Origin of the sequence: Shewanella piezotolerans WP3, assembly GCF_000014885.1 — a bacterium.
In the GTDB taxonomy this organism is placed as follows: domain Bacteria; phylum Pseudomonadota; class Gammaproteobacteria; order Enterobacterales; family Shewanellaceae; genus Shewanella; species Shewanella piezotolerans.
In genome coordinates, this window is the sequence record NC_011566.1 from 368,142 (window position 1) to 393,358 (window position 25,217).

Here is a 25,217-nt window from a genome sequence, read left to right on the forward strand (position 1 = left end):
ATAGCTTAAGTTTTAAAGTTAAGGCTGCGTATAACTAAGCAGCCTTAATTATTTCGCTTCTTTTATTGCTTTAACTTCCTGCTTCACCAGCTATTCAGGAATTGCTACCGAAGCTTACCGATAGTAACTGCTGATCACTGCTGAAGTCCGAGATTCTTTCTGGCAATACATACAACAGCTTACCCATAACTTGTTCAGTATTAACCAGACCATAAATACGACTATCTTTACTGTTTCTTGATTGATCGCCTAATACATATAGGTAGCCTTTTGGCAGCTTAAAGCTTTCAGAGTATTGGCAGTCTTGTGCATAGTCTGCTTGGTAATGTGTTTGCCACTGATTACTCGCGTCATTTTGAACCCAAGTATTGGCTACTCCATTAATAAACACTAAGTTCATACATTCGGTGACGTTATCTCCGGCTATGCCATGAATGCGCTTTTCTAAATATTCGCCATTAATTTCAAATGAGACGATATCGCCATTTGTAAGCTTATTCCGGTCAAAATAGATATTCTGTAAAACAAACTCACCGTTGTTAATGTGAGTAATACTAGAGTTATGACTGATCTTGGCTTTGGCATATCCGCTGAACTGCGAGAAATGTGTCACGCTGTAATAAATCACAATAAGGTAAGATAACACCATTAAGGCAGGGACTTTTATGGCTTGATTGCCTTTCGTGTTTCTAGGGAGAAAAGCAATGACGATACCGACAGCTATCACTAAATGAAGCGAGATAAACCAAGCAATTAGTCCCTGTGGGGTATCGGCTAGACCTAAAAATCGCAACGATGGGAGCAAAAGAAATGCCGCTATATAGAGGCTAAACCCTAGTTTTCGGTAACCTAAAAGTACGCTAGCAACCCCAGGTAAAGGAGAAAGTAAAAGTGCCGCAGCTCTTGTTTTTGAAATCAAAAATTCATTCCATTTTAGTGATGATTTAAAATAAGCAGCTCGAAAGGCTGCTCATTGAGGTTCATGCTATTTTAGGCTGTTCTAGTACCATCATCATGAGGTCTTCCTGCACCATCTGCATCTTTAGCGTCATCACGAGGTTTGTCCCGCAATCCCATTTCATCTAGCATGTCTTCCCACATTTCAAAGTAACCGTCAATAATACCTGGACTTCCATCTCTACCGGGAGCGCCCGCTCCGGTAATCATTTTAGTTTCCCCGAGCTTAAGTTCTCGTGTTGTGTTCGATTCGAATAATTTTAACTTTCGCATAGGCACCCTTAAATATATCTAAACATTGAGATGATAGGATGGCATGCATAGATGCAGCTTTCTTGTTTAAAACTCAAATTCAATATTTATTCATGAACATAAACTCAGTCTAGTTCTAAGGTATTATCCCTTATTTTAATGCCCACCAATGAGTTGTTTTATGGATTTCATTGACTGCGAGGAGCTCTCCCATCTTTGGGGTAACGATTTCTACATTAGCATCACTGGCAAGCTGAGCGATTTGATTTAATGGGTCATACCAACTGTGAAAAGCCAGATCGAAGGTGCCATTATGGATCGGCATCATCTTCTTTCCCTGCAGGTCGATATGAGCTTGTAAGCTCTGCGCTGGCGTCATATGAATAGTTGCCCAGTCCTTATCATAAGCTCCAGTTTCAACCATGGTTAAGTCAAATGGACCAAAGCGTTCACCTATCTGCTTGAAGCCATCAAAGTAGCCCGAGTCACCGCTGAAGTACAGTGAACTGCTGCTAGATTTGATTACATAAGACGCCCACAAGGTTTCATTCTTATCGAACAGACTACGGCCAGAGAAATGCTGCGTCGGTGTGGCGGTGATTGTTACATCATCGAGCTTAAACGCCTGCCACCAATCTAATGGGTGAATATGTTCGCTAACGACGCCCCAATCTTTAAGATGTTTATCTACTCCTAGTGGCACCACAAAATGACTTACGCTAGTGGCGAGCTGTTTAATGCTTGCTTTGTCTAAGTGATCGTAATGATCGTGACTGATGATCACTCCATCGATCTCAGGCAGATCTGTCAGCGCGATAGGTGGCTGGTGGAAACGTTTAGGGCCAGCAAAGCTAAATGGCGAGGCGCGTTCACTAAAGACGGGATCGATAAGCCAGCGCTGACCATTGACTTGTAAAAAGATACTTGAGTGACCGAGGCGAATGACACTGTCTTGGTTTTTGGGCAATTGATTCAGCTGCTCAGCTGTTACTGCGATAACTGGAATGCTCGTATTAGGTGTCGCATCCACCCGGGTCTCGGTAATATAGCGCTTAAGCAGCGGTAATATGGCGGTATCGTCACTAAAAGTCGGACTGGTATTCACAAAGCCACCTTTAGCTTTATGGTGCGCCAGTTGCTCAGTGGCATTAACTTCACTGAGATTATTTGTTGATGTACACGCTGTCGTTGCCAACATAATGCCTCCGATAGATAACAAGATACAGATGATAATGAGTTTCATAGTGACAGATTAAAGTAAACTATACAGTGTAGTTTACTAATTTATTTTGAAAAGTAAACTGCTGAGTGTAAAATGAGTGGGTGAATGCTAGCTGCTATTGATTAAGGCTTTGAAAGGTATGAATAAAAAATTAACTCGCTCAGAAATAAAACATAAGGCAGTCATCGATGCTGCTATTACAGAGTTTCGTGCTAAGGGTTTTAAGGCAGCAAGCATGGATGATATTGCTAAGCGGGCTGATGTTTCTAAGCGAACGGTGTACAACCATTTTCCCAGTAAAGAAGCCTTGTTCGGCGCGATTATGCAAGAGATGATGTCGATGCTGTGCGCGTTAGAAAGCGTACCTTACAGTGCGAATGCGTCGCTTAAATCGCAGCTTACCTTACTTGCTAATCATGAAATAGCCTTACTAAAAGCGGAAGGATTTATCGCGACTTCAAAAGTGATTATTGCCGAAGCTATTCACTCGCCAGAATTGATAGAAGAAGCGATGCAGCAGCTGAGTAAGCAAGAGTCTCCTATGGCCAATTGGTTTGAATCAGCCATTAAGGCTGGTGTGATAAAAGCGAGCAGCCCTGAGATGTTAGTAACGCAGTTTTTAGCGGTTATTAAAGCGTTCTGTTTCTGGCCACAGTTGATACAAAACGCCCCATTTCCTGATGATGCAAAAACAGCAGAGGTTGTTGATACAGCAGTAGAGATGATCATTAAACAGTATGGTGTTTAATGACGCTGCCCGATATCGGTACCATAAATTAATAGGCATTACCTAGATTTGCTGAGGGAATAGCTATAATGAAGTATATGATTATATTGGTTTTATTATTAATATCATTTCATGTTGATGCCAAAAATTGTAAAAAAGGTCAGAGTTGCGGAAACTCATGTATATCATGGAACAAGATCTGCAGAATTGGTACATCACCTGATTATATTTCAAAAGAAAGCAAGTTAGTTAAAACATCGCTAAGTAATCAAGATATTCAAGTTAGCATATCTAAAGTTGCAGGTTTTGAGCAAACTGACGAGGTTGTTTTTGGGTGTGAAACTAGTTGGGGAGCTATAGTCGATAGGTTTATATTTAATGACAATGTAACTTATGTAATTGATAAAGCGGTAGCAAAAATTAGATCTAGGTTCGAGGAACGTGAAGAGGCTTTAAGTGTTGAATTAGAAAAAGAAGTAAGGATTCAATATAGGAACTTATTAGGTAGCTCATTATTTAATGAACCAACAATTAAAGAGATAAAGACACACTCTCATAAAATGAAAAAAGATTATATTCCATCTTGTGTAACGCAGTCTTTTGAGTTAAGTAGTAAAAAAATACTTCACTTAGCCAATAAAATGCATAAATAGAGAGGAGAGTGAACTCTGGTAGACATGTATAGCTACTCCTAATATCTAGAAATACTCTCTAAAAAATTTGATTTCTATTTTTAATTAACTGTTTAGTAAACATTAATAGCTTAAAAAATAGATGGCTAAATTCACACTGATAGTAGTATCTGGAAATATTCTCATTACTCACTGCAGGTCTGTAAACGGTCCTCTCTGCATAGGGTTATAAAAACACAAATGTTTCACCTCGGAGTTTTCAGATCAGGAACATAGTCATTAGTTGATTGCGCAACTAACTAGTTGCGCTAATTCCCCATTGAAGTTGCTGAAGTGCGTTGAAGAAAGAGCCGTAATGCCCACACGGACGTGGGGATAGCTTTCGCGGGACAGGATGTCCCATCGGAAGCGTTAGGCTATTTCGAATTAGTACGAGGCCTGTGCTCAATGCATGTAACTTCGTCGGGGCGGCAGGGGTGATGCAAGAGGGGATTGCTGTTGATCCCCTTTTGCCCGAGTGTGAGCTGGAAGCTCACGACTTTTATCAAACGAAGTTTGACATCTTGAAGCTCATAGCTCGGTATGCGCGAAGCACCATGGCATTATCGGCCGTAGGTCGTACCTAAAATCGTAACGATAGCGCAATCGTTATTGGCTAAACAACTGCATGATAATCACGATAATCAACAGCGGACAAACAAACTTCACGTACACTGGCCATAGCTTCCAAAACCAGCTATCTGCTTTAACGCCTTCTTGGGCGGCGATAGTACTAATTAATTTATTACGGTTCCACACCCAACCTGTGAAGACGGCGATGCCTAGGGCGATGAGTGGTTGTGCTCGCTCTGTGGTCATGGTGATCATAAAGCCAAACAGGGCGCTGAAGTTAAATACTACCACCATCGATAAAATGGCAATCACCGCGCCGACTAGTAAGGTCGCTTTATCACGGCTTAAGTTGGTTTTCTCGACGATATAGCTGGTTGGTACTTCAACAATAGAGATGGCTGAGGTGAGTCCTGCAATGGTCATCAACATAAAGAAGATAATGGCTAACAGGTACTGACTTACGCCACCTAGGGTTTTGAATAGTTCAGGCAATACAGTAAATACTAAGGTATCAGAATTAAGCAGGCTGCCATCTTCGGCAAAAATCTGCACACCGTTATGTTGAGCGACATACATGGCTGGGATCACCATTAACGCCGCGAGAAAGGCTACGCTAGTATCGGTTAAGGTGACATAAGCGGTCAGCTTGCCAAGATCTTCTTTTTGGCTCAAATAAGCACCGTAAACCATCATGGCACCTGTGCCTATAGTGAGCGAGAAGAAGGTTTGTCCGAGAGCACCAACTAATACATCTGCCTCAAAGATACGGCTAAAATCAGGGATTAATAACACTTCTAGGCCTTGCATAGCACCCGGCTGAGTTAAAATGTAACCTACGCCAGCGACTAAAATAAGCAACAACATCGGCATCAGGCGCTTTGACCAACGCTCAATACCTTGCTGTACACCTTGGCGGATCACTAAAATGACCATTGCAATGAAGATAAGCGTAAATACCAGATTACGCGCAAGCGAAAAGTCCATTAACCAGCTGGCAATATCACTCTGACCGCTGACTTGCGCCACTGGCGCTAGCGCAAAACTAACGAACCAGCCTGATAGAATACTGTAGAAGGTACAGATTAAAGTGGCGGTGATGATAGAGATAAAACCTATGCTTTTACCTATCTTCTTAGCCATTGGGCTGGAAGCAACTTTAGCCATCGCGTCAGCAGGGTTGGTTTGCCCATGACGACCAATCATCAACTCTGCCAATAGCATGGGGTAACCGAGTAGTAGAATAAGGAAAAGGTATACCAGTAGAAAGGCACCACCACCGTGAGTTGCTGCTTGGGTTGGAAATCCCCAGATATTACCCACACCTACTGCGCTACCAGCTGCAGCCATGATGAAGCCTATTCTAGAGCTGAAGTGCCCCTGTTTTACTGTGCTCATACCTAATCTCGAACCATTGAAAGAGCGCGCATAATAGAGCTTTAACTTAATAGGTCAACGCAAAAACTATTTGATAAATAGTAATGGATTGATGATAAAGCGCTAAAAAATATCTTTAATTGAAGATAATGCTCGCATCTATTGGTTTTGGCGAGTTTATTGTGCGCTGACTAAAGTTTAGTGTCAGCGCTACGCAATTTAATCATTTTTGGATTAATTAGCAAAGTGCGACCGAATCCACAGATTATAGTCGCTACTGGGGAGAATCGCGGTCATTAACAGCTGTTAGTCAGCAGAAGGAGGTAGTGGAATTTGGGTTTGGTTTTTAACCTGCTTTAACACAAAGCTTGAATGCACACCGGCTATTTTCTCATTGGTGGTCAGCTTGTCGAGTAGGAACACTTTAAAAGCTGGCATATCTTTTACTAGCACTTTTAATTGATAATCGGCATCGCTACCGGTTAGCAAGCAACACTCTTGTACTTCATCGTATGAGGCTACTGTTGCTTCGAAGTTTTCCAGCGTTTCACTAGAGTGTTTTTCAAGGCGCACGTGGATATAAGCAGTTAATGCTAAGTCAAAATGTGCCGGACTTAGCAAGGTAGCATAACCCGCTATGTAGCCAGCTTCCTCCAGTGCTTTTACCCTGCGAGAACAGGGTGAGGGAGAGAGGCCCACTTTTTCGGCTAGCTCTTGGTTAGACAACTTTCCGTGTTGCTGCACCAGCTTAAGAATATGCAGATCAATTTTGTCCAGTTGAATGTCGGCCATTGGGATCTCTCTTAGGGTTTGAGGTGTTTGCTAAGGAGGATACCTACATTCTCTTAAAGTTCAAGGTGTTGTAGTGAGACTACTATTTAGTTGCCGATAGTTTCTGCAAAACGGCAATTGTTGGAGATAGTTTATGAATCAAATAGATAGATGCAAAACTGATCATTCCACCAATACAAGTTGAAGCGAGTACATCTTGTGGCCAGTGCATACCTAGTAGCATGCGACTAAAGCCCATAAAAATTGCCCAACTAAACAGCATTAACGGAAACAGAGTCTGTCCTGCCATGAGCAGATAGAAGCCCATGCTTAAGGCCAATGTCACCGCAAATAAAGTGTGCCCAGAGGGGAAGGAGTAACCCACTTCATATTGCCAATGCTTTTTGATTGCTGGGCTTAATACTAAATCAGCTCGCGCCGTAGCTAATAGGTTCAAGCTAGTGGTGATTTTGTCTTTTTTAACTGCGTTGTCTGCTTGATAGAAATCATTCAGGTTGAGTAGGTTTTCTTGCTGCATTAATACCGCATAAGGCCGAGGTTCACTAAAGAACGGCTTGAGGAAGTGATTTAGGCTAAGCGTTGCCGCCATGCTTAAAGATACGGTGAGAATTAAAGGGATAAATTGCTGTCGAGTCAGAGTGTAGTAACAGGCTATTAGCAGTATTAGACCAGTGATAATGCCGTAAGGAACGGTGCCACTGCTGGTGATCCAAAACCATGCTTCGGCAAATAGAGTATCGAGTTCAATTCGAGGAAATAGCTGCACTGAAAAAGCGTATAGCACTGCAGGTATGACGATGAGAATACTCCAAGCGATGAGTGTTATTTTACCGCTGGTTTTGAAATCGCGTTGTGAGTTGGTCAATTTGTCCCCGATATATACTTCAGTGCGCAGTGTCAGTACTGGCTATTAAAATGATCAGATTAGGATTTAAGGCGGCGCTATGCTAGCCCATTAGCATGAAGTGTAAATTAAACTTAAATCATATTGTGGTGAGGATTATGTTTCTCTTTCTCAATCTCTTGTTCTGCCTGTTGAGTGAATAAGCTTGAATAGTACAGATATCACCGCTTTTTAATTGCTCATTGAAAGGGAATAGCACTTTAGTAGGTCTATAGAGGAAATAATTAGGAGATCCTATGTCTGTACCTACAATCATCAACGATAAACAAAGCCTTGTCATTGCCAGAGTGTTACTCGGGCTGTTTTTATTATTGACCGCAATTACCCGCTTCACTGCTACTGATGCCAGTTATTTCTCTAAACAACTACAGGCAGTGAATATCCCAGACTTACCTTGGTTGTCTGCTTTTTTGGGAGTGATGCAACTGCTAACGCTGGTGGCATTGATTGTTCCTCGACATCGGTTGAGCCAAGCGATGCTTTATATATACGCGGGCTTAGCGACTGTGCCACTGTTGATGATGTTTACTCATCCGGTGTGGATTGATGCGTTAGGTGGTTTTCCAGCCATTGGCGCTGGCCAAGGCTTGATTAAGTATTTGGGAATTGTGGCGGTGTCACTATTTTTAGCTTCTCATTATGCGGGTCATACTCAGATTAATAAGTTGGCAGTCAAGTTAGCGGTTGCTGGTATTTTGCTGGTGATGGTGTGGATTGGCGGGATGAAGTTTACCCAAATTGAGGCCGATGGTATTGAAGGCTTAATGAGCACCAGTCCACTCTTTAGCTGGATCTATTCATTGTTTAGCGTATTACATGGCTCTTATTTTATCGGTGTAGTGGAGCTGGTTGCGGTGGTCGGTATTCTACTGGCGCCTTGGTCTGACAAGGCTTATGTGTTTGGCTTGGGTGTAGCGGCACTAACGTTTGCAGCAACGCAGACTTTCCTTATTACTTTACCTGGTTATGAGACCAGTTTAGGTTTTCCAGTGCTAACCGGCAGTGGCCAGTTCATTGTCAAAGATTTAGCACTGCTAGCTTGTTGTATCATATTGTTTAACAATAGAAAGCTTGTTGGTCATTAATAAGCTATAGCCAATAAAAAAGCACCTATTAAAGGTGCTTTTTTATTGCGAAACAGCAAACTAGTCTGCAGCGTTAAGCTTTGCTTCAAGTGCATCGACTTGAGCTTGCAGGGCTTCTAGCTTTTCGCGGGTTTTAATCAATACATGTTGCTGTACTTCAAACTCTTCGCGAGAAACGACATCTAGCTTCTGTAACTGATTTTGTAGAACCTGCTTGCTACGCTCTTCAAACTCACCAGCAAACTGCTTGAGGCCAGTAGGTAGGTTATCACTAAGCTGCTTTGCTACATCTTCGATTTTCTTTGGGTTGATCATCTTTAGTATCCGCTAAGGTGCCTGTTTCAATATGTGTTGATTGTACCTTAGGGGTTAGCGATTGCCAAAAATATCGCTGCTTGAGTACCTTATCTTTTGATAGCAATTGGCCTAAAACGAAAGACCCCCACAGATTAGCTTGTAAGCGAAATAAGTGGAGGTCTTTATTGTGCTAGCAATACTGACTAAGCGGTAGGTTTTAGTTCCTCATCAAATACCGGCAGAGGCTCATGTCTTTCGGCTAGATAGGTGTAGATAACCGGCAATACGAACAACGTGAATATGGTACCAATGGCAAGGCCAGATACAATCACTAGCCCAATATTGAATCGAGCTACCGCACCAGCGCCAACGGCAAATAACAGTGGGATGAGGCCGGCAATCATTGCTGCTGTGGTCATCAGAATCGGGCGTAGACGAATTGTGGCAGCATGCTTAATGGCATCGACTTTGCTCAAGCCGTTATGCAGTTGCTCCTCTTTCGCCACTTCACACATTAAGATCCCGTGTTTAGTGATAAGACCCACCAAGGTGATCAAGCCGACTTGGGTATAGATGTTCATCGACGACAATCCCATCACATGGGTCCAGCCGAGCGCTATTAATGCACCACTTATCGCCAAAGGCACCGACACCAATATCACTAATGGGTCCTTAAGGCTTTCGAACTGGCTGGCCAAAACTAAGAAGATAATAGCTAAGGCCAGTGCAAAGGTGGCGTATAACGCTGAACCTTCAGTGACATACTGGCGTGCTTCACCTAAGAAGTCGTAGCTGTAACCTTTAGGTAGCTCGTTATCGCCAATGTTTTGCAAGAAGGCAATCGCATCACCAATGGCAACACCTGGAGTGGCAACACCACCCACTGTTATCGCATTCATCTGGTTAAAGTGTGGCAGTGAACGTGGCTCTGAAATCATCTCTATATCGACCAAGCTTGATAGCGGAATAGAGCGACCATCTGCTGCAGTGACATAGTAACCGTCAAGTGACTCTGGGTTAGCTCGGTACTTACGATCCACTTGCGGGATCACTTCATAGGAGCGGCCATCAAGGTTGATACGGTTGACGTAACCATCACTCATCATAGTCGTCAGTGTCATACCAATATCTTGCATCGTAACACCATAGGTTCCGGCTAAGTCACGCTTGATATGGATCTTCATGGTGCCTGAGTCGAATTTCAGGTTGATCTCAGAGTAAACAAACAGCGGACTTTGCTGTACTTTCTCAAGTACACCACTACCAATTTGGAATAGGCTCTCAAACGAGGCTGAGCTGGTTATTACGAACTGGATTGGCAATCCGCCTGATGCGCCTGGTAACTCAGGCATCTGGAAGGTGGTAACTGCCATACCCGGTACGGTTTTAACTTTGTCACCGAGTAGCTTTTGCATCTCTTTTTGGCTCTTGTCGCGTTCGCTCCAAGGTACCAGTGGTGCGATACCAAATGCTTGGTTTGCATTCGGCACACCCACAAAGGCCAGTGATGCAGCAGCTTCTGGCTGGGCACTGATCATATCGGTCACTATGGCCATATTCGACTGAATGTAGTCTAAGTTAGCGCTTGAGGGCGCTGTGCCCATCATCATCACCACACTCTTGTCTTCATTGGGTGCCAGTTCTGATGGAATAAAACTAAACATCACTGGTAGTGAGGCAAACACGATAACCGCGAATGCTACCATCACCGGACGGTGGTTAAGTACTGCGGTTAGCATGCGGCTGTAGCGCGTGGTTAAGCCATTGAGAAAGCGCTCAACACCTCGCTCAAATCGATTAGGCTCTGAGTGGGCTTTGAGGATTTTAGAGCACATCATTGGTGATAGCGTCAGCGCCACAATACCGGAGATAAATACCGCACCAGCAAGGGTTAAGGCAAACTCTTTAAAGAGTGAGCCAGTAATACCGCCCATTAAGGCAATCGGTGCATACACCGCAGCTAGAGTAATGGTCATTGATATTACTGGTACTGCAATTTCTCGGGTACCGATAATAGCAGCTCTAAAGGGAGATTCACCAAGCTTGATATGCCGATCGACGTTTTCAACCACCACTATAGCGTCATCCACCACCAAACCAATGGCGAGTACCATCGCTAGTAGTGTCATCAGGTTAAGCGTAAAGCCAAACATTTGCATGATGACGGCTACACCAATGAGTGACAGTGGAATAGTAACAATAGGGATGATTACCGCTCTAAACGAGCCTAAAAATAGCGTGATAACCACGATTACGATCAATGCCGCTTCACCAATGGTTTTTATCACTTCGTTGATAGACTCATCAATTGCCAGTGATGAGTCGTATAAGATGCGTGCCTTCATCGATACCGGCAAGTTGCGAGTGATGTCAGGCATCATATTGCGGGCATCAGCGGCGACAACCAATGGGTTCGCCGTAGGGGTTACATCTAAGCCAATCACTACAGCTTCTTGGCCATCGGCTAAGGCGCGATATACATCGTGGCTCTTTTCAAGGCTAACATCTGCAATGTCCCCAAGGCGGATGACTAGGCCATCTTTACTGCCTACAACCAACTTTTCTAGCTCGGCAACCGTTGCCACTTGAGTGTCGGCTGTGCCATTGAACAGAGTAAAGGTGTTGTTAGCTTGACCGACCGCAGACTGATAGTTATTAGCTTGCAGTACATTCATGACATCGGTTGATGACAGATTAAATGCGCCCATACGAGCAGGGTCTAGCCAGATACGCATAGCGTATTTAATACCGCCATAAAGGTTAACTTTGGCTACACCATCAATAGTGAATAGCTCAGGTTTTACCACGCGCTCAAGGTAGTCGGTGATTTGGCTTGAATTAATTTGGTCACTGTAGAAAGAGATATACAGGACAGAGGTTTGCGAACCGGTCGACATATCAACGGTTGGGTCTTCAGCCTCTTTTGGCAGCTGTGAGCGTACCGAATTTACCTTGGCTAAAATATCAGCCAAAGCGCCGTTGGGATCGGTATTGAGCTTCATATAGACGGTGATTTTGGAACTGCCCAAAAAACTGTCTGAGGTCATGAAGTCAACGTTATCAGCTTGGGCTAATGCTTGCTCAAGTGGCTGAGTAATAAAGCCTTGAATAAGATTAGAGTCCGCGCCGTAGTAACTGGTGGTTACCGTCACCACGGTATTGGTCATTTCTGGGTACTCTCGTACCTGCATACTATTAAGCGAGTAAAAGCCTAGCAGCAGTATAAGAAAGCTAATTGACGCAGCCAGCACAGGCCTGCGGATGAAAATATCAGTAAAGCGCATAGCTGTATCTCCGCTTATAGCTGTGGCAGTGTGGCGGGAGGTGTTAGTGCATCATTGTCGCTGATACTCACCTTGCTGCCGTTACTTAAGCGCACTTGACCAGACGTTACAATCATATCGCCAGCTTTGATGTCGCCAGTGACTAACGCATCATTTATGCCACGTTCAAGCACATTGACGTTAATCTGTTTAACTCGCTTTAGGCTTTCGCCATCTTCAACGATATCTTCTATGACATAAACAGAGTTACCATAAAGGGTAAAACTAATTGCTGTTTGCGGCAGTACGATTTGCTCGGTGAGCTCTGGCAGCTGAATATCAACTTTGGCAAACATACCGCTACGCAGTTTTGAGTCGGTGTTTGGGATTTGTGCTTGCACTTGAATCAAACCGCTTTGGTAGAAAACTGCAGGTTCAATGGCTGAGATCACGCCTTCAAAGGGTTCGGTCGGGTAGGCATCAACATATACATGCACAGGTTGGCCTTTGGCAATACGTGGTAGTTGTGTTTGTGGGATAGTAAAGCGGATCTTCATGGTACTGATATCTTCAAGACGCACTATTTCAGTACCAGTTTGTAGATACTCACCTAAGTTCACATTTCGGATCCCGACTAAACCAGCAAAAGGCGCCTTAATTTCACGACGACCAATAGTGGCACTCAAGCTTTCGCTATCAGCAACCAATGCAAGGTACTTTGATTCGCTGTTATCAAGATCTTGTTTGGAGACAGAGTTTTGCTTGTAGAGCTTTGTGAGGCGTTTAAAGTCTTCTGATGCAGCAGGTAGTTGCACCTGCTTACTCTTAAGGTTTGCTTTTTCTACTTTTGAGTCCAACTCAATTAGCATTTGACCCGCTTCGACAGAGCTGCCATTTTCAAATTTAATAGCAGAAACAACGCCCGCCAACTCGTTAGCAATAGTGACACCTTGATTAGGCTCTACAAAACCAATGGCATTGATGGTTGGCTGCCAGCCTTCGGGGGTTACGGTGATAGCGGTTACCGGAGCAACAGGTTCGGGCATATTGGCGATAGCATCGGCAATTTTGCCCTTAACAAATAGGTTGAATCCAATGACAGATCCAAATGCCAGTACAGCAATAACTAACATGACCAGGGTCCATTTTTTCATGTCCTGACAGCTCCTTTAGTGAGTCGGTTGGGTTGGGAGTAAAATTGTTTTCCAGCAGAGGTCGCAAGCGAGCTTAATTTCGTGTGCTTCATAATGAACTAAGCCGCGGCGTATACTGCGCGCGAGGGTCATAGCTGGCTCCATGGATAAAGCGTAAAGCGCTCGGGAGTGCAATGGCTGCAATAATCCCTCTGCCTTACCCTCTTCAAAGAGTTGCTGCAATGGTGCAAATAGTTTGAATTCCGTATTGCGGATTTCATCAGTGTTGGTTTCTGGCAAATGGGCGTACTGCTCATAGCTTAAATTAGCGGGAGAGGGCTGTTTGCCAAAATTATGCATCTTCATCCAGATGCGTTTGAATCGCTCTTCGAGTGTACCTAAGTGGTGATCTTCTAAAATGTGAGCCGCCACTTGTGCTAACACATCTTTGCGAAGCTCTAAAATAAGTTCGTTCTTATCTTTAAAGTAGCGGTAGATTGTTCCTGCTGCTACACCAGCTTCATTAGCAACTTGTTGCATAGACAGCCCTTGAATCCCGCCTGAGGCGATGATTGCTTCAGAGGCCCTTAATATTAAATCACGTTTGTTTGACATAAAAATACACTAATGAATGAACGTTCATTCATTAGTGTAGTGTTCACTTTGTGGATAAGCAAGAATTAATGGCAATATAGATCCTTCTTTACACTGCTATACGGTAGTAAATATAGTCTACTGTGAGAGGAATTTTTTGATTACTTTTCGCTACAGAATGGCTTTCTGCTATCATTCCTTTTTTAGTGCCTCCCTTTAATATCTTGGTTGTTTAGTACAGATGAAGCTCAATCCCGGACAAAATGATGCCGTCCACTACGTTAGTGGTCCATGTTTAGTGCTTGCTGGTGCAGGCAGTGGCAAAACCAGAGTGATTATTAACAAGATCGCTTATCTGGTGGAAAAGTGTGGCTACAAGGCGCGTAATATTGCTGCCGTGACCTTTACCAATAAAGCTGCGCGTGAGATGAAAGAGCGTGTGTCCCAGTCAATGGGGCGTAAAGAAGCCCGCGGTCTGTGGATCTCTACCTTCCATACCCTCGGATTAGAGATCATTAAACGTGAACATAAAGTGGTCGGCTTAAAGCCTGGTTTTTCACTGTTTGATGATCAAGATACGTTAGCGCTACTGAAAGAGTTAACGCTTGATGAACTAGATGAAGATAAAGATCTACTGCGGTTGCTAGCCACCACCATCTCTAATTGGAAAGGTGACTTAGTTATCCCTGCGCAGGCATCAAAAATCGCCAAGGATGAGCAGCAACAGCTATTTGCGGTGCTGTATCATCGCTACGCGCAACACATGAAAGCTTATAATGCGCTTGATTTCGACGACCTTATTTTGCTGCCCACTTTATTGCTCAGGCAAAATGAAGAGGTCAGAACGCGCTGGCAAACGCGTATTCAATATATGCTGGTGGATGAATACCAAGATACCAATACCAGTCAGTATGAGATGGTTAAGCTGCTGGTGGGTGAGAGAGCACGTTTTACTGTGGTAGGGGATGATGATCAGTCTATCTACTCGTGGCGTGGAGCTAAACCGCAAAACTTAGTGTTACTCGGTAAAGATTTCCCTAAATTGAAACTGATCAAGCTGGAGCAGAATTACCGCTCTAGTCAGCGTATCTTACGCGCAGCCAATATATTGATCGCTAATAACCCGCACGTATATGAAAAAGCTCTGTTTAGTGAACTGGCTTATGGTGAACCTATTCGGGTGCTGATTGCGGCCAATGAGGAGCAAGAAGCCGAGCGGGTTATTGCGGAGATGATCCGCCATAAGTTTGTCGGCCGTACCCAATTTGGTGATTACGCTATCTTGTATCGAGGAAACCATCAGTCTCGTCTACTTGAGCGAGCATTGATGACCAACCGCATTCCTTACAAACTCAGCGGTGGTACCTCATTTTTTGGTCGTGCAGAGATTAAAGATATCATGGCTTACCTGCGTTTGGTGGTGAACCCTGATGATGATAATGCCTTTTTGCGCATTGTTAACTTGCCTAAGCGTGGCATTGGTCCTGCGACTTTGGAGCGTTTAGGTAATTTTTCAAACCAGAAACAGATCTCAATGTTTGCCGCGATTTTTGAAACGGATCTTAACCATGAATTACCTCCTGCAGCGATGGCTTCTTTGTACAAGTTTGGTCGTTTTGTGGTGGAGATGGGCGACTGTGCCGAACGTGGTGATCCTGTTGAAGCGGTGAAGCAGTTGATCCGAAATATCAATTACGAAGATTACCTTTACGAAACCAGCACCAGTGCCAAAGCTGCAGAGATGCGGATGAAGAACATTTCAGAGCTGTACCGTTGGGTGACTGAAATGCTGCAAGGTGATGACCTAGATGAGGCAATGACATTACCTGAGGTTGTGGCTCGTTTAACATTGCGCGATATGATGGAGCGTAACAGCGAAGATGAAGGCGGCGATCAGGTGCAATTGATGACATTACATGCATCAAAAGGGTTGGAGTTCCCCTATGTGTTCATGGTGGGCGCTGAAGAGCGTATCTTGCCACACCAAAGTAGTATTGATGAAGATAATGTCGATGAAGAGCGTCGCCTAGCTTACGTTGGGATCACTCGAGCTCAAAAAGAGTTATGGTTTATTATCTGTCGTGAACGGCGCCAGTTTGGTGAAACTATTCGTTGTGAGCCAAGTCGCTTTTTAATGGAGTTGCCACAAGATGATCTTATTTGGGAAAATAGGAAACCAGTGCAAAGTGTTGAACAGCGCCAGCAAACGGGTAAAGCTAATATTGCGAACCTAAGAGATATGTTTAAAAAGTAGTTGCTGTTGTTTCGCAGTAGTGGCTTAGGCTGCTACTGCGCTAGGCGCAAACTTGGTTGCTTGAATTATCAAGTTCAAACACTTTTCCTAGCGCGATCCCCTGTCCCTTTTCAAAACCTATATCAGATAACAGCTGGCAATGTGCTTTAGTTGAAACCCCCACTGCAAATATTTCCAGCTCCAACGCTCTAGCTGCACTGTAATACGCTTTAATTATTTTTAGGTGTTGCTCGCTCTCAAGATGAGTTGCGTAGCTAGAGTCTAACTTTAATGATTGAATAGGCAGAAAGGTTAAGCTACTTATCGCGCTATGGGCACTGCCATAGCCATCAATACCGAGTTGCACATTGAGACCATTGAGCTGCTCAAAAGCATTGATATGATTGTTAGTATTTTGGACAAAGTCTTTTTCGTTGAAAAATAGCGTTAGCTTAGTCAAATCGAAGCTACATTGCTTTACCTTATTTTTTAAAGCTCTGAGTGCGTGTTTGTGATTCAAATGTTGGCTGGATATGGAGACTTGTATATGGAAGTCCACTCCAAAGCGCTGTTCTAGCGAGTGAAAGCCGTCGTTAATCATTGCCAGCTTGTAGTTATCAAGCTCAATAAGCAGATTGCAGTGTTCTGCGATGTTATTGAGTTGTAATTGCTTTACTTTTCCTAAGGTTGGGTGACGCCAAAATAACCTAGGTTCGAACGCGATTACACGTTCGCTCTCGAGCTCCATTATGGGCAGGTAACTCAGCTGTAGATCGCCTTTATCTAGGGCGATTTTTAGCTCATTCTCTAGCTCAAGCTCCTGTACATGTTGTTTATTATTACCTTGGGCAAAGAGCACGTAGCAACCTTTACCTTTAGATTTTGCCTGATACATAGCACTGTCAGCATTGCGTAAAATTGATTCACTAGTATCTGAATTGTTTTGCCCGCTCATAGCGAGACCTATACTTGCGCTAGAGTTGAGTTGTTGATTCGCTAGCGTATAGGGTCGCGATAACTCAAGTAATATCCGCTCAGCGACATCTTCTGCATCTTTTTGGCTACCAACAGAATCGAGCAAGATCACAAATTCATCGCCGCCTAAACGGGCTAGCATGTCATTGTTGCGAATGCAGAGCTTTAGACGTTTTGCTGTCTCGATAAGGAAGCGGTCGCCTTCAAGGTGACCTAAGGTGTCGTTAAGTAGTTTAAACCTATCCATATCGATAAATAGCACGGCAAACTTGTCGAGAGTATGCCTGCGAACGTGCTTAATTGACTGTGATAAACGTTCCATAAACATGGCTCTATTGGGCAAGCCTGTAAGGTTGTCATGTTTGGCGTCGTGTACCAGTTGGCGCTCGATACGTTTACGCTGATTTATCTCTTTCTCAAGATCATCGTTAACACATGCTAATGCTTGAGTACGTTCATTGATTTTTTCTTCAAGTTGTTCATAGCTAAATTGTAATGATTCAGCGGATAGCTTTTTTTCTATGGCTGTCGCAATATGCTGTGATACAAACGTCAGTAGTTCGAGATCTTTTTCTTGATAATTCTGACTATAGCTATAGCTGTAAATAGTTAGCGAGCCTCTAACTTTACCGTGAATAAATAGCGGCAAGCCTATCCACTGGTTTATTTCTTGGGTATCGTTCAATTCAGGCGCTTCACAGTACAACTCTCCAGATTGTATTAGCGCATCAATATCGCTGCGCTCTAATAACCTGGGTTTTCGATTGAGTAAGATATACTCCGTTAAGCCGTCGCTGATAGCTCTGGGCTTGGGAGATGGAAGGTCGAATTGAGATACAAAATAGGGAAAACTCAGCGAGTCTCGCTCTTCATTGAGTAGTGAAATAAAGCAGTTGTTGATTGGAATTAAATGGCTAATAACTCGGTGAAGTTCTTCGTAAAACTCTAAATTATCAATGTTTGAAGTGGCCAGATCGGCGATTTCAAAAAGAGATTTTTGTAAGCGTTCTGCTCTTCGTCTTTCATAGACTTCAAGTTTTAGCTTGTTGTAAGCAATGCTTAACTCTTTAGTGCGAGTTTCGATAGCAAGTTCGAGTTGCTCCTGATATTGCAGACGTTCTATTACCGCTGATATATGGTGGCTAATGAATGTCATCAGCTCTAATTCCATATCACCGTAATAGGTATCGGTATGATAACTTTGTACGACGAGTACACCTGTGGTGCTTTCTGCACTTTTAATAGGGACGCCTACCCATTGATGACAATCGCTGCCCCTCGGAATTATCTCGTTAGATGCGACCAACTGTGTATAGGTGTCGTTATTACAAATCAAAGCCTGTTCAGTTTTTAGTACGTATCCGGTCAAGCCACTAAAGAGCATGTCGGATAGATCTTCTTCTGGATAGCAATCTTCAGGGTGGAGATCTTTTTCATCTTCGAAAAAAGGAACTTCAATTCTTTCTGTCGCAGGATTAAGAGTTGCGATAAAAAAATTGTCAGCAGGAATTAGCTTTTTGAGTGATTGATGTAGAGATGAATAGAATTCTTCAGGTGTACTGACGCTTGCAGCGAAGTTAGAAATCTCTAACAAAGCATTTTGGGTGACTTCTGCGCGCTTGTATTTTTGAGCCAATACTTTTAAGCGTGCAATCCTTTTGTTTAATTTCACAGTTTCTGTCGACTGCGATGTTTCTTCCCTAAACATGCATTTCCGCCAAGCGCTATTTTTTATTCTGACCAGGAATTAAGCTAATCAATATAAATAACATGAAAAATCTTTATATCCAAGGCTTTATTTTGTACAGCAATGCTTTAAAAGCATACTGATCACTCAAATCTTGAGCAAACAGATAAAAAAAAGCAAATCAACTGTAGACGGGGGGGCCTTTTATCCATATTATATGCGGCGCTAACAAGGCAGGCACCCATAGCTCAGCTGGATAGAGCGCACCCCTCCGGAGGGTGAGGCCGAGGGTTCGAATCCTTCTGGGTGCACCAGATTGGAAACGACGGTTTTGTTAGTAGGAAATAAGCAGTGGTGATTGTAGCTCAGTTGGTAGAGCCCCGGATTGTGATTCCGGTTGTCGTGGGTTCGAGCCCCATCAGTCACCCCATTTTCCTTGTGAAGTTTTAAAGTAAAAAGCTCGGTGATTAGTGTATCAGGGTTGTGATAAGAAGCGGAGCAGAGGGTGACCCTCTTAAAAATATCTAAATTAAAACTCGGTGATTAGCGCAGCCCGGTAGCGCATCTGGTTTGGGACCAGAGGGTCAGAGGTTCGAATCCTCTATCACCGACCACATTAATAAATAACGAGCTTACTCGGTATTTAGCAAGATAAAAGATTACGGTGATTAGCGCAGCCCTTTAGCGCATCATGATTTTAAGCAAGAGCGGACCATAGAGTCAGAGGTTCGAATTCAGCTTTTAGAAAATACCGACCATCTTTAAAAGTTTACGGTGATTAGCGCAGCCCGGTAGCGCATCTGGTTTGGGACCAGAGGGTCAGAGGTTCGAATCCTCTATCACCGACCACTTTACATTAAGCCCTTCGAGTAATCGAAGGGCTTTTTTGTTAGTTCGTAATAAAGAAAGTATTTGAATCCAACATTAACATTTTAGAAAAGTCTCTTGAGGAACTGAGAGGCTCTTTTGTCGGTTTGTCATAAAAACTTGAATCCAGTTTTTAACAACCGGCCACTTTCGAGAATCCTCTTGAGAAATCAAGAGGATTTTTTCTTTTTGGGAAAGGTGAAATAAACCAATCATGTTTTAGCTATTGGTTACTTTACAGCTCGCACTCCCCAAAGGGGGGATCAGCGAATAGCTTGTCAGGATACATTTGGATACAGAGTCCTAAAACGACATCAAATATAGTGATTCCACTGTCATTTGAACGATGTAAAAGGACGAACCGATGAAAAACATTTATTTCGCTATCTCAGCAATCTTACTGTCTAACGCCGCCTTAGCTGAAGGCAATACCTACATTCGCAACGGCAACATATATAGCCACCAAGGGCAGTTCTTCGCAGGTGCAGGTGCCGCAACAGGCAGTGAGTTTTACAAAGGGCAAGACCATAAAACAGCTGCCTATATTAACGGTGGTTATCATGGCGAGGACTTTAATGCTGATCTCGCCGGTGTGAACTATCGATTCTTTGGCTCAAACGATAGCGCTATTAACTTCAGTGTTTTTGCTGCTGCTAACCCAGGGTTTGATGCAGATGATGCTGATATCTTAAAAGGAATGAAAGATCGTAAAATTAGTGGAGATTTAGGCTTGAATGCCGATCTTCGTCTAGGCCAAGGTACTCTCTCTGGAAAATTCCAACATGATGTAACCGGGGTTTACGATGGCTATCAAGCAGACGTTACCTATTACCATCCGATGAATATTGGCTTTGCTGATTTCGTGCCTTATGCAGGCGTTCATTACTTTAGTAAGGATTACGTGAACTATTACACTGAGGTCTCTAAATCTGATGCCACAGCTAATCGTCCTGTATATCAAGCTGATGGGGCATTTGCCTATAAAGTCGGTTATGCCATGGTGGTACCTATTAGTGAACACTTAGATATTACCCAAGCAACAGGTTACTCACGCCTAAGCTCCGACATGGCTGATTCACCGCTTATCGACAGCAATAATCAATGGGTAACTACGTTAGGGGTTAACTACAGCTTCTAAGTTGTGAGGTAGAAACGATGAGATTCAATAGAGTGAAAAAGTTAGCGGTACAGAAGTTATCCATAGGGGTCATTTTGGCAATAGTATTAACAGCCTGTGCGACCCCTTACGATACAGAGAAGAGTTTTTGGACTTTTGGTAAAGGGTTTGAAACGATGCAAATTGCCGCCGATAGTTGGCAGATAAGTTTTGTTGGTAATACTAATACTGATAGGGCGCTGACACGTAAGTATGTCATGCTGAAATCTGCAGAGTTGTGCCAAAAAGCAGGTTATCCTTATTTTACCTTTACCAATGAGCAAACTAACCGAGACTCGGTTGGCCAATTTGGTGCAGGCACGACCACTAGTGACATTCTGTGGGGCAGTTCTACCATTGATAAAGAGACATCTACGGTTGTTGAGGTCACAGGGCTTAAACAGCACCCTGCGAATTCAGGATTACGTGTTTATGATACGAACTACATTCTGAGTCATGTATCTTCCGATAGCTGAGTTACAGCGCATATGAAAGCGCCCTAAAAAGGTGCTTTCTGTATTGCGCTGCAATATATTGAGAGTTAACGGTGATTGGTTATACCAATCAGTATAAAGATTTGATCGCTCAGCGAGAGTTTAGCGACTTTGAGGTAAGGCAATGAATGAAGAGCATAGTTATTCTACGTTCAAATTCATTAACGCAGCATCAAAGTCGCTAAAACTCGCCTTTAGGAGTGTTTTTGGCTTGCTACTTCTGCGTTGAATAAACTCATAAGGGAATAACCATTATGTCATTACTCACTTTGAATTAGCCGGCCTTGACTTAGGCGTGCCAAAAACGCTCTGAGTAGATCAACTTCTTATACTGATTGGTATTACTTAAACTTTAACGATATTTTTGCCCCACCTAGCTCCAGAGAACGACCAATAACAAGCTCCGCTCCCATCCAGCCCCCAATGCGTTTGACTATTGCTAGCCCCATACCGTGGCCTGCATTGTCACGACTTTGCTGCCCTCGGACAAAAGGCTTAACCACTTGTTCTGTTTCAGCTTCATCAATTCCATGGCCATCATCTTCAACGTGTAGCCAAGTCGTGTTGTCTACAAGTTCCACTCGAACCATTATTTTTGACTGGCCAAAGCGCTCGGCATTGCTGAGCAAGTTAGCAATTTGCATCGACAAGTACTTGGGATCGGTGTTGACAATTATTTGTTGTGAATAGGGTATGTATTCCAGTTGTAGATTACCACCTGCATGTACTGATAGTTTTTGTTCTAACCAGGCGTTAATTTCTATGGCCTGTAATTCAGGTTGGATATTGGCTTGATCAAGTCGTGCGTAGTTTAATAGTGTTGCAACGAGCTCTTCCATTGCATCTATATCACGGTTTAATCGCTGGAAATACTTAAGCCGTAGCTGATCATTTTGAGTTTCTTCAAGCACTTCTATGCCGAAACGTAAACGTGCAATAGGGGTTTTGAGGTCGTGAGATACTGCTCTGCTTAGCAATTTATTATCATCAATTAACTGCTGGATTCGATCAGCCATTCGGTTAAATTCTGTTTCAATGGTACCAATATAGGAAGTTTTACTGACAGCAATTCGCTGCTGTAACTCCCCCATGCCAAATGCTTGTGTTGTCTTACTTAGGGTCAATAATTGTTTAATCAGCGGCGATACCCATATTAGTAATATTGCCACCACGCCAAAATAGAACAGCATGGTATAGAGTTCGTTGTGGTTAAAGTCATTTTCTTCAGGTGAAGTCAGCTGGGTTTTGATGTTCAATACTTGCTCAGTATTTGGTAATAGGTAATGTAGCGATATTCCTTCATCAGACTCAAGTAGTAGAGATTGTTCACTATTAAACTGCCGTTTTAATGATGGAGGTAGAGCAAAGCTTGCTTCTGGTGTTAGTGACAGTTGCTGCTGGTTATGTCTATTCCAGTTATCGATAAATGGTTGCTGAATGGAATTTTTCTCGTCAAGTGTGTGCGACAGGGCAACGCCAACTAGCTTTAATGCGGCTAATTGTTCACTGGTGCCGGGGCTATCAGTATCGGGGTTTTGTAATGTGGCGAATTCACTTATTGACCAGCCTAAACTGATAATAGAGGCAAGCACCACCAGTACGAGAGAGACGATTAGTTTTTTCATGTTTATGACCTAGTCCCTGAACAGAATATTGATAGTTATGATTCATCTTCACGGCAAAATAGGTAACCCTTACCTCTAATAGTTTTAATCTTATAGGGCTGGTTTTTCGCTTCATGTAGCTTCTTGCGTAGGCGAGATATACGAATATCAATAGAGCGGTCAAAGCCGTCGTATTCAATTCCCCTAAGCTCTGCAATCAAATCGGAACGACTAACGACAGTGCCAACTTTTAGTGCTAGTAACCATAAAACATCAAACTCATTTGCGTTTAGATCTAAGACTTGCTGTTCAATAGCGACAGATTTTGCTGCTGCATTTAGAGTTAAAGAGTCAAATACTAGTTTTTGCTTTATGTTATCGTCAGTTGCTCGACGTAGTAGGGCTTTGATTCGAGCAAGCAAGACTTGTGGTCGAATAGGTTTAGTCAGGTAATCATCAGCGCCTACGTCTAGTCCTTGAATTTCATCACCATCTTCAACACAAGCGGTCATAAATAGAATGGGGCCGGTATAGAAAGCTCGGGCTTCTTTGCAGACATCGAAACCATTTTTAACAGGTAACATGACATCTAATAGCACTAAGTCAGGCCGCTCCTCTGCGATCATTGCTAGCGCAAAATCGCCCTGATTTGCCACAGTAATACTATATCCATGGTCGAGTAGGTAATCACTTATCCACTCAGCCAGAGAACTATCGTCTTCGACAACCAATATGTGTTTCACATTAGCCATTATTAAAATAGTCTCCAGCCAGACGGACTTTGCTTTGGTGCTTTGTAAACCCAAGTCACTATAACTTTTACCTCGGCAACAGCATTTAAGTCATCTTGACTCACTAAGCTGAATATTGTGGTTGAGTCACTCTCGAAGCTGTATTTATATTGCTGCAGCGCTTTTCCTTCCCAACAGGTTAATGGTTGCTGATTTTGTGACAACACGAGGCAAAAGCGGCCACTCGCCGGAGTTTGCCATTGAAATAATACATCTTGATAGCAAACCTGTCCTTTGTGCAAAGCTACACATTGCTCTGGTGTTGCAGTGAATTTGATAGGCTGTTTTTGCTCTGAGGCGAACGATGGGGCTGCAAATAAGATTAGCGGCAACCAGGAATAAAATCTATTCATAAGCCACCTAGAATACGTAGCTGATTGATGCATTAAAAAACGACACATAACCAGACTCGTTGAAGGGGCTGTCTGTGACTTCATCAGATAGCACGTTGAACCTATACATTGCACGAAACACAAAGCTTTCGCTGATAGGGTAAGCCACTCCCAGTTCTACACCATAACTGAATGAACTGTCAGGTTGGTATTGAGGCAGTAACTCAGTTGCCTCCGCAGCACTTATACCGAACAGGTACTGGTTTAGCGTAGCGGATGAATACTCAATACTGCCTAATGCATGGAAGTTCCAGTTTCTAACTTGCCAAGACTTGCCTAACCTTGCTGAGCTTTGTATCCCTTGACCATCGTAATAGTCGCTGACGATTCGATACTGAAAGACGTAGTGGTCATCCCAATAGCGCGTTGCGCGAAAGCCTGCACCAACATAGATGGATTCTTCAGACATTAGGTAGGCGTTACGTCCCGCCTCGTTCAGTGTTGCGGGGTCTATTCCTTCTGGGCGAGCCCATGAACTCTTGAGGTTGGCGGCTAGCAGATCTAAGGACCAGTTTTCAGAATTCCAAAAGTTATATCCTAGATTGATACCATCTTGAGATTGATGAACCATCTCAACAAAAAAGCCTTTGTGTTGATACATACCACTGATTAATAATGAGGGCTGTACCGCTTGGTGGTCACTTTGTCGGATATCAATCTTATTGACGCTATAAGCGCTTGCTCCCAACTCAAAATAGCCGCCGTCTGCAAGGCGGTCATCAACGCCACCGGATACACTGGTTGCTATGTCTGATGCTAATCCGATTGCGGGCACGAAAGTTAGCATGAGTAAAAGTATTTTCTGGAAATACCTTGGTGTATCAGGAGAGACCTTATTCATGATATTAATTGGCTTATTAATAAAGTTAAATTGCCCAAACTCTTTGGAATAAGGCTCAAAGTATTATTCCATTGGATTGATTGTTAATGTTTCAAAGAGATTTTATGACCTGCGATTACCACCATTGTTTGTGGCACAAAAATTATGCTTGGTGGGCTTCCTTTCTAAAAAACTACTGAGTATTGAACATTAAACTTTGTTGCTAACTAGTGCAATAGTTCAGGTTTTAGTGATGACTATTTACATGTGTTGCCTGGATTGTACATGAGTTATCTTGCCTCTACATGTTTATCTTTTTATTGGGGGGCGTATTTTGCTAGGGAATAACGCTCA

At 43.2% G+C, this 25,217-nt stretch carries 21 protein-coding genes and 4 tRNA genes; 10 read left to right on the forward strand and 15 right to left on the reverse strand.

The window, feature by feature from the left end; translation table 11 throughout:
- Positions 1-94 precede the first annotated feature (94 nt).
- The 3 genes from lepB to SWP_RS01675 form a co-directional block, all read right to left on the reverse strand.
- Complete coding sequence (gene lepB / locus SWP_RS01665; RefSeq protein ID WP_020910581.1) at positions 95-919, reverse strand: signal peptidase I; 825 nt, start codon at positions 917-919, stop codon at positions 95-97.
- Positions 920-990: 71 nt separating this feature from the next.
- Positions 991-1,230 carry a hypothetical protein gene (locus SWP_RS01670; RefSeq protein WP_020910582.1) on the reverse strand — a complete coding sequence of 80 codons (240 nt, stop codon included), beginning with the start codon at positions 1,228-1,230 and terminating at the stop codon, positions 991-993.
- 130 nt (positions 1,231-1,360) lie between these two features.
- Positions 1,361-2,407 carry an MBL fold metallo-hydrolase gene (locus SWP_RS01675; protein ID WP_020910583.1) on the reverse strand — a complete coding sequence of 349 codons (1,047 nt, stop codon included), beginning with the start codon at positions 2,405-2,407 and terminating at the stop codon, positions 1,361-1,363.
- Positions 2,408-2,570: 163 nt separating this feature from the next.
- Between SWP_RS01675 and SWP_RS01680 the strand changes: the two genes are divergently transcribed.
- Positions 2,571-3,179: a TetR/AcrR family transcriptional regulator gene (locus tag SWP_RS01680; RefSeq protein WP_020910584.1), complete on the forward strand. Its 609-nt coding sequence runs from the start codon at positions 2,571-2,573 to the stop codon at positions 3,177-3,179.
- Between the two features lie 68 nt (positions 3,180-3,247).
- A complete protein-coding gene (locus SWP_RS01685; RefSeq protein ID WP_020910585.1) occupies positions 3,248-3,811 on the forward strand; it encodes a hypothetical protein in 564 nt (187 codons plus the stop codon).
- Positions 3,812-4,438: 627 nt separating this feature from the next.
- Here SWP_RS01685 and SWP_RS01690 read toward each other — a convergent pair.
- The 3 genes from SWP_RS01690 to SWP_RS01700 all read right to left on the reverse strand — a co-directional run bounded on the left by SWP_RS01690 (position 4,439) and on the right by SWP_RS01700 (position 7,433).
- On the reverse strand, positions 4,439-5,797 hold the full coding sequence (locus SWP_RS01690) for a sodium-dependent transporter (RefSeq protein WP_044555554.1): 1,359 nt from the start codon (positions 5,795-5,797) through the stop codon (positions 4,439-4,441).
- Positions 5,798-6,082: 285 nt separating this feature from the next.
- Positions 6,083-6,568, reverse strand: a complete 486-nt coding sequence (locus SWP_RS01695; protein WP_020910588.1) for an Lrp/AsnC family transcriptional regulator — start codon at positions 6,566-6,568, stop codon at positions 6,083-6,085.
- Between the two features lie 82 nt (positions 6,569-6,650).
- Positions 6,651-7,433 (reverse strand): phosphatase PAP2 family protein, encoded by a 783-nt coding sequence (locus SWP_RS01700; RefSeq protein ID WP_020910589.1) that lies wholly within the window; start codon positions 7,431-7,433, stop codon positions 6,651-6,653.
- 275 nt (positions 7,434-7,708) lie between these two features.
- Here SWP_RS01700 and SWP_RS01705 point away from each other — a divergent pair, with 275 nt between their 5' ends.
- Complete coding sequence (locus SWP_RS01705; protein ID WP_020910590.1) at positions 7,709-8,557, forward strand: DUF417 family protein; 849 nt, start codon at positions 7,709-7,711, stop codon at positions 8,555-8,557.
- A gap of 60 nt (positions 8,558-8,617) precedes the next feature.
- Here the strand turns inward: SWP_RS01705 and ubiK are convergent, their stop codons facing one another.
- The 4 genes from ubiK to SWP_RS01725 all read right to left on the reverse strand — a co-directional run bounded on the left by ubiK (position 8,618) and on the right by SWP_RS01725 (position 13,865).
- Positions 8,618-8,872, reverse strand: a complete 255-nt coding sequence (gene ubiK / locus SWP_RS01710; RefSeq protein ID WP_020910592.1) for a ubiquinone biosynthesis accessory factor UbiK — start codon at positions 8,870-8,872, stop codon at positions 8,618-8,620.
- Between the two features lie 185 nt (positions 8,873-9,057).
- Positions 9,058-12,138: a multidrug efflux RND transporter permease subunit gene (locus SWP_RS01715; protein WP_020910593.1), complete on the reverse strand. Its 3,081-nt coding sequence runs from the start codon at positions 12,136-12,138 to the stop codon at positions 9,058-9,060.
- A 14-nt stretch (positions 12,139-12,152) separates the two neighbouring features.
- Positions 12,153-13,271, reverse strand: a complete 1,119-nt coding sequence (locus SWP_RS01720; protein ID WP_020910594.1) for an efflux RND transporter periplasmic adaptor subunit — start codon at positions 13,269-13,271, stop codon at positions 12,153-12,155.
- Between the two features lie 15 nt (positions 13,272-13,286).
- Complete coding sequence (locus tag SWP_RS01725) at positions 13,287-13,865, reverse strand: TetR/AcrR family transcriptional regulator (RefSeq protein WP_044555555.1); 579 nt, start codon at positions 13,863-13,865, stop codon at positions 13,287-13,289.
- 220 nt (positions 13,866-14,085) lie between these two features.
- Between SWP_RS01725 and rep the strand changes: the two genes are divergently transcribed.
- Positions 14,086-16,098, forward strand: coding sequence for a DNA helicase Rep (gene rep / locus SWP_RS01730; RefSeq protein ID WP_020910596.1), 2,013 nt, complete (start codon positions 14,086-14,088; stop codon positions 16,096-16,098).
- Between the two features lie 40 nt (positions 16,099-16,138).
- Here rep and SWP_RS01735 read toward each other — a convergent pair whose 3' ends face one another.
- A complete protein-coding gene (locus tag SWP_RS01735; protein WP_020910597.1) occupies positions 16,139-18,760 on the reverse strand; it encodes a sensor domain-containing phosphodiesterase in 2,622 nt (873 codons plus the stop codon).
- 216 nt (positions 18,761-18,976) lie between these two features.
- Here SWP_RS01735 and SWP_RS01740 point away from each other — a divergent pair.
- The 6 genes from SWP_RS01740 (at position 18,977) to SWP_RS01765 (ending at position 21,238) form a co-directional block, all read left to right on the forward strand.
- Positions 18,977-19,053, forward strand: a tRNA-Arg gene (locus SWP_RS01740).
- Between the two features lie 40 nt (positions 19,054-19,093).
- Positions 19,094-19,169, forward strand: a tRNA-His gene (locus SWP_RS01745).
- Positions 19,170-19,276: 107 nt separating this feature from the next.
- Positions 19,277-19,353 (forward strand) — tRNA-Pro (locus SWP_RS01750).
- Positions 19,354-19,511: 158 nt separating this feature from the next.
- Positions 19,512-19,588: transfer RNA gene (locus SWP_RS01755), tRNA-Pro, on the forward strand.
- Between the two features lie 382 nt (positions 19,589-19,970).
- On the forward strand, positions 19,971-20,744 hold the full coding sequence (gene ompV, locus SWP_RS01760) for an outer membrane protein OmpV (RefSeq protein ID WP_020910598.1): 774 nt from the start codon (positions 19,971-19,973) through the stop codon (positions 20,742-20,744).
- Between the two features lie 17 nt (positions 20,745-20,761).
- A complete protein-coding gene (locus SWP_RS01765; RefSeq protein WP_020910599.1) occupies positions 20,762-21,238 on the forward strand; it encodes a CC0125/CC1285 family lipoprotein in 477 nt (158 codons plus the stop codon).
- Positions 21,239-21,597: 359 nt separating this feature from the next.
- Here the strand turns inward: SWP_RS01765 and SWP_RS01770 are convergent, their stop codons facing one another.
- Genes SWP_RS01770 through SWP_RS01785 form a run of 4 tightly spaced genes read right to left on the reverse strand, consistent with a single transcriptional unit; the run spans position 21,598 to position 24,830 of the window.
- Positions 21,598-22,881, reverse strand: coding sequence for an ATP-binding protein (locus SWP_RS01770; RefSeq protein WP_020910600.1), 1,284 nt, complete (start codon positions 22,879-22,881; stop codon positions 21,598-21,600).
- Positions 22,882-22,916: 35 nt separating this feature from the next.
- Positions 22,917-23,612 (reverse strand): response regulator, encoded by a 696-nt coding sequence (locus tag SWP_RS01775; protein ID WP_020910601.1) that lies wholly within the window; start codon positions 23,610-23,612, stop codon positions 22,917-22,919.
- A gap of 2 nt (positions 23,613-23,614) precedes the next feature.
- Positions 23,615-24,004 carry a DUF3019 domain-containing protein gene (locus SWP_RS01780; protein WP_020910602.1) on the reverse strand — a complete coding sequence of 130 codons (390 nt, stop codon included), beginning with the start codon at positions 24,002-24,004 and terminating at the stop codon, positions 23,615-23,617.
- A 7-nt stretch (positions 24,005-24,011) separates the two neighbouring features.
- Positions 24,012-24,830 (reverse strand): MipA/OmpV family protein, encoded by an 819-nt coding sequence (locus SWP_RS01785; protein ID WP_228371134.1) that lies wholly within the window; start codon positions 24,828-24,830, stop codon positions 24,012-24,014.
- Between the last annotated feature and the right edge of the window lie 387 nt (positions 24,831-25,217).

What these genes read in the sequence shown, in the direction of transcription:
- SWP_RS01775 (WP_020910601.1), bottom strand. Translation starts at nt 23,612, where the DNA reads ATGGCTAATGTGAAACACATATTGGTTGTCGAAGACGATAGTTCTCTG.
- SWP_RS01685 (WP_020910585.1), top strand. Translation starts at nt 3,248, where the DNA reads ATGAAGTATATGATTATATTGGTTTTATTATTAATATCATTTCATGTT.
- SWP_RS01675 (WP_020910583.1), bottom strand. Translation starts at nt 2,407, where the DNA reads ATGTTGGCAACGACAGCGTGTACATCAACAAATAATCTCAGTGAAGTT.
- SWP_RS01765 (WP_020910599.1), top strand. Translation starts at nt 20,762, where the DNA reads ATGAGATTCAATAGAGTGAAAAAGTTAGCGGTACAGAAGTTATCCATA.
- SWP_RS01690 (WP_044555554.1), bottom strand. Translation starts at nt 5,797, where the DNA reads ATGAGCACAGTAAAACAGGGGCACTTCAGCTCTAGAATAGGCTTCATC.
- ompV (WP_020910598.1), top strand. Translation starts at nt 19,971, where the DNA reads ATGAAAAACATTTATTTCGCTATCTCAGCAATCTTACTGTCTAACGCC.
- SWP_RS01770 (WP_020910600.1), bottom strand. Translation starts at nt 22,881, where the DNA reads ATGAAAAAACTAATCGTCTCTCTCGTACTGGTGGTGCTTGCCTCTATT.
- SWP_RS01705 (WP_020910590.1), top strand. Translation starts at nt 7,709, where the DNA reads ATGTCTGTACCTACAATCATCAACGATAAACAAAGCCTTGTCATTGCC.
- SWP_RS01695 (WP_020910588.1), bottom strand. Translation starts at nt 6,568, where the DNA reads ATGGCCGACATTCAACTGGACAAAATTGATCTGCATATTCTTAAGCTG.
- SWP_RS01785 (WP_228371134.1), bottom strand. Translation starts at nt 24,830, where the DNA reads ATGCTAACTTTCGTGCCCGCAATCGGATTAGCATCAGACATAGCAACC.
- SWP_RS01715 (WP_020910593.1), bottom strand. Translation starts at nt 12,138, where the DNA reads ATGCGCTTTACTGATATTTTCATCCGCAGGCCTGTGCTGGCTGCGTCA.
- rep (WP_020910596.1), top strand. Translation starts at nt 14,086, where the DNA reads ATGAAGCTCAATCCCGGACAAAATGATGCCGTCCACTACGTTAGTGGT.
- SWP_RS01680 (WP_020910584.1), top strand. Translation starts at nt 2,571, where the DNA reads ATGAATAAAAAATTAACTCGCTCAGAAATAAAACATAAGGCAGTCATC.
- ubiK (WP_020910592.1), bottom strand. Translation starts at nt 8,872, where the DNA reads ATGATCAACCCAAAGAAAATCGAAGATGTAGCAAAGCAGCTTAGTGAT.
- SWP_RS01780 (WP_020910602.1), bottom strand. Translation starts at nt 24,004, where the DNA reads ATGAATAGATTTTATTCCTGGTTGCCGCTAATCTTATTTGCAGCCCCA.
- SWP_RS01725 (WP_044555555.1), bottom strand. Translation starts at nt 13,865, where the DNA reads ATGTCAAACAAACGTGATTTAATATTAAGGGCCTCTGAAGCAATCATC.
- SWP_RS01670 (WP_020910582.1), bottom strand. Translation starts at nt 1,230, where the DNA reads ATGCGAAAGTTAAAATTATTCGAATCGAACACAACACGAGAACTTAAG.
- SWP_RS01735 (WP_020910597.1), bottom strand. Translation starts at nt 18,760, where the DNA reads ATGTTTAGGGAAGAAACATCGCAGTCGACAGAAACTGTGAAATTAAAC.
- SWP_RS01720 (WP_020910594.1), bottom strand. Translation starts at nt 13,271, where the DNA reads ATGAAAAAATGGACCCTGGTCATGTTAGTTATTGCTGTACTGGCATTT.